The 4,110-nt window shown below is 42.6% G+C and carries 3 protein-coding genes and 1 pseudogene; all 4 read right to left on the minus strand.

Annotated features, from left to right (window positions below):
• Positions 1-282: 282 nt before the first annotated feature.
• A complete protein-coding gene (locus MSA64_RS03700; protein WP_205839878.1) occupies positions 283-1,809 on the minus strand; it encodes a zinc ribbon domain-containing protein in 1,527 nt (508 codons plus the stop codon).
• Positions 1,810-1,825: 16 nt separating this feature from the next.
• Positions 1,826-2,440, minus strand: coding sequence for a YARHG domain-containing protein (locus MSA64_RS03705; protein WP_022400428.1), 615 nt, complete (start codon positions 2,438-2,440; stop codon positions 1,826-1,828).
• Positions 2,441-2,536: 96 nt separating this feature from the next.
• Entirely contained in the window at positions 2,537-3,595 is a 1,059-nt protein-coding gene (locus tag MSA64_RS03710) for a hypothetical protein (protein WP_277664029.1), read from the minus strand.
• 241 nt (positions 3,596-3,836) lie between these two features.
• Positions 3,837-4,110: pseudogene (locus tag MSA64_RS03715) on the minus strand (glycoside hydrolase family 2); the annotation flags it as partial.

Here is a 4,110-nt window from a genome sequence, read left to right on the forward strand (position 1 = left end):
TCTATTTTTTAACAATTGTGGCAAAAAAATATGAAATCTTCGCTTTCTATCGATTAGCTTTTTTGGATTTTCTCATAAAAATATAAGAGTTCACACTTCTCCCTCCGCTAAGATAAGTATCAGCTCGATTCCATTTGGATATATTATAACGCATTGATAAGATTTTAACAAGTGTTTTTGCAAAATTTTATCAATTTTGTTTATGGATTCGGAAAGGAGCTGTCAGTGGCAGCTCCTTTCGGTGAGGCGTGCAGATTGCAGGAATGATTTTTCAAACACGCTCTAAAACGCATATTCATCTACCGGCAGGTTCATCAGTTTCCATTCGTTTCCTTCTTTGCAATAACTTGCGGCGAAATAGATTTCATTATCCTCTTCTTCGATTTCGTCCCAATAATTGATGTAGGTTTCTTTTCTTTGTGCTGTTCCTCGCAGGTCTATCTCGGTGCCTGTGGGGGATGCATCCAGCGCTGTGTTGATGTTACTGATGACGAGTCCTGTGATTTTTCCGGAGCCGTTGCCCTTTATCTTGTTCGTCAGATTTTCATAGTAGTTCTTAATATAATCATCTTCCAGAGCGCCGGAAAAAAATACGTCCTGTACTTCTTTAAACGGCTTTCCCTGCAGTGCGCTCTCCACAAGAAATTTAATATCTTCCCCCGCCTGTTCACCAAGTGCCTGCAGGGTTTCGTCTGTTGGCATCAGATCTATTCTTTCTTCTTCACTTCCATAAGAAGTTATGACTGTGTTTTCACAGTAAGGTTTCATTCCCTCTTCTGTTACCTGCATCTGATAATCGCCGGTAAACATATATGGAATCGTTATGCTTTTCCAGCCATCCTGCTCTGTCGCCGCACTGTCATCAACCTTCTCACCATTCAACTGTAATACGGCATTTTCCGGTATTGTATATGTAACATCGCTGACCCAGCTTTCTGTATCTGCAACCTTCCATTCGTCCCAGAAAAGATATTTTTTCTTTCCTGTTTTTGTCATCGTGATGTATTCTGCTGATTTGCTGTCTGCGCCTTTTTCTATATACTCCACACAGTACACTTTCAGATCCTGATCCTCAAGTTCGTCTTCCAGATTCTCCATATAATCGTCATAATCATCGCTCTCTGCTCCAAATATCGAAGCAAGATCTCCCAGCTTGCTTACCGCATCACCGGTAAGTTGTTTTACGTCTGTGATATTGACAGATTTGTATTCCAACGGTTCCGCATTGTTTGCATTGGCTTCTACAAACATTTTCTTCGTCAGCAGATCGCTGTTTGGAAAATCGCAAAAGTCATATGCCTGAGACCATTCCCGATCCGCTTTGATTTCCCAGTAATCCATAGCAGCTTTTTCCGGTGAAAAACGATTGGACATAATTTTGTAGGCACCTGCGAACAGTGCCACTGCCGCTACCGCTTCAATCCCCGCAATAACTGCAAGCCTGGAAACTGGTTTTTTCATTGTCATTCCCGGATATCCCGTTTTTTTCAGATTCTGCGGTCCATTATTACCCAGATATGGCTGTCCCTGATAAGCAGGGCCACCGGGATTTCCATAATTTCCCCTGTAATCCTTTTGTCTTCCTGGATTGTTCTCCAGTCGGTTATTCGATAAATTCTGATTTTGGTTTATGTTATTTTGTCTCATCTGCATATCGGAATCCGGCATCGTTCTTCCTGCAGGCTGTATCGGTACAGCCGTTTCGTTCAGATTCTGCTCCGGCACGGAATCTTCTTTCAATCTGGTTCCACACTCCATACAAAACAGAGACTCTTCCTCATTTTTTGTTCCGCAATTCGGACAATACATTTGTTGCACCCCCTTCTTAATCCCAGTTTTTCGAATCTTCATATGCCTGAAGAGCTTCTACATTTTTCTTCTCTACCGAAGAAAATTCAGCTGCCACAACATTCATATCCGTCTCTTTTGGCATATTCCGGTACCAGTCGTACTGATTAAAATAATCCGTATTTTCCTGTTTGGAAAACTGATATCCGTGGCGTGCATAGATTTCGTTGACCGCCCGGCGGCAAAGACTTCGGGTGGTCAGTGTCGCCTTCATTTCAGCCTTTGAAATAATAACGGTATCACTGTTCGGGAAGACGAATCCCGCATATGGATCTTCGTCTGTGTCGATGGTATTATCCTCAGCATCCGTTTCTGTGTCCGACGCATCTTCTGTATCCTGAATGCCTCCAGCGATTGCATTTCCTCCATATGACACCGTCGCAGCAGAAGGATAATCTGCCGTCATATCCATATCATAATATTCCTGATCATTTTCCCGAAAGTCCGCAGGAAGTTCTGCTTTTACAGTTTCTCCTTTCGCCGGAGAAATCAGAACACCCGCAAGCAGCACGGCAAGCGCCGCCATATCCAAAATACCTAACATTACAACCGCAATGATAAGCCCCGTTGATTGTTTTTTCTTCTTTGTCATATTTTTACTCCTATTGTTTTATCGGCAGCGGATTGATCACTTTTCACAGTACATCCGCTGCCGATACAGTCTGTAAGCTGTGCATCCACCGACAGCTTACAGCACATCAAAGATATCGCCCAGACTGTTGATCAGTCCACCTGCCATACTGTTCAGTGTACTTCGCACCAGCAGATATACAACCAGTCCCGCAATAATCGTGAAGCATAATTTTGCAGCAAAGTATGCATACGGTTTTTTGTCTTCATCAATATCTGCCACTGCACGATATTGTGCAAACTGAATATAGGTTACCAAAGGTGCCAGAATACCGAAAAATACCAGTGCAATTTCCGGTGCGATTCCGATCAGAATTCCTTCTATAATAATGATAAATGTGGCGAACATATCTGTAGCGCCAACAACATCGATATATGCCTGAAAGCGTGCTTTTGCCCCAAACAAAGCCGTAATCACTTTCAAAAATACCGCATCGATCACATCAATACCTGCAGTCGCCAGAATCACACACAGGATACTCTTGAAATATGGAATTTTAATATTCAGGTAGGAACTGTAACCTGATACCGCTCCTCTTATCTTCAATAGTACGATCAACAAAAAGATAAGGCAAACCACCATTTTCGTTGCGATAAATTCAATGCCGACTGCCGGATTATTGCTGTCTGCAATTGCTTTTACTCTGGTTACCGGTGCTTTCAGAATCGGCAGGATCTCAGAAAACATATTTTTCGTTCCGGCTACCAGCTGATCTTTCTTGTTATACAGCCATTCTGCCTCTTTGGTTCTCTGCTGATAATACTGTCCCTGCTTGTTGTATGGGTTCTGCTGATTTTGGTTGTAATACTGCCCCTGCTGCTGGCTTTGATTATAGTACTGATTCTGCTGGTTTGGGTCGTAATACTGCCCCTGCTGCTGGCCCTGATTATAGTATTGGTTCTGCTGGTTTGGGTCGTAATACTGCCCCTGCTGCTGATCCTGATTATAGTACTGCTTTTGCTGCTGTCCGTCAGTTCCTCCGGTCAAAGATCCATATTCCTCCGTTTGTGGCTGCTGTGTATAGATCTGCTGTGATGCTTCCCGGTTTGCCGATGTGCAGGTACAAACTTCGCCTTCCTCTAATTTTCTTCCGCACTTGGTACAAAATTTTGCCATACGCTTTCCCTCCCTGTTTCTTCTTTGCAAAATTCTTCTTTTTCTTACCTTGCATTTATTAAATTTTTATAAACTAAGAATTTAATTTTAGTATATGGACTGGCTTACTTCCTGTCAATCAAATTTGCTCTGTTAAAGGCAATTTTTCCTGTACACAGATCAAACCACAGGGAACATACCGCGCAAAAAAGTCATCTGCGCAGGCTGCTGCACAGATGACTTTTTCCATCTTTTCTTATCTTTACATAAACGATCTCCAATATCCAATCCGACGTTCATTGATTTCTTTGATCACTTCCGGCTCCACTTTGAAGTTCCGGTCAATATCCATCAGGCCATTGATCTCCTGCTGTACATCGCTGACCTGCGTATAGCAGAAGCCGCAGCAATATGGAATCTTCTTCACTGCTGTTGTGATATCATCAAAACGTCTGATGAAATCTTCTTTGGTATTTACCTTATTTCCATATCCCCATCCGGAATCATCGTTATTGAACGCAATTCCGCCGTATTCA

The organism is Oliverpabstia sp., from assembly GCF_022785585.1.
Taxonomy (GTDB): Bacteria; Bacillota; Clostridia; order Lachnospirales; family Lachnospiraceae; genus Oliverpabstia; species Oliverpabstia intestinalis.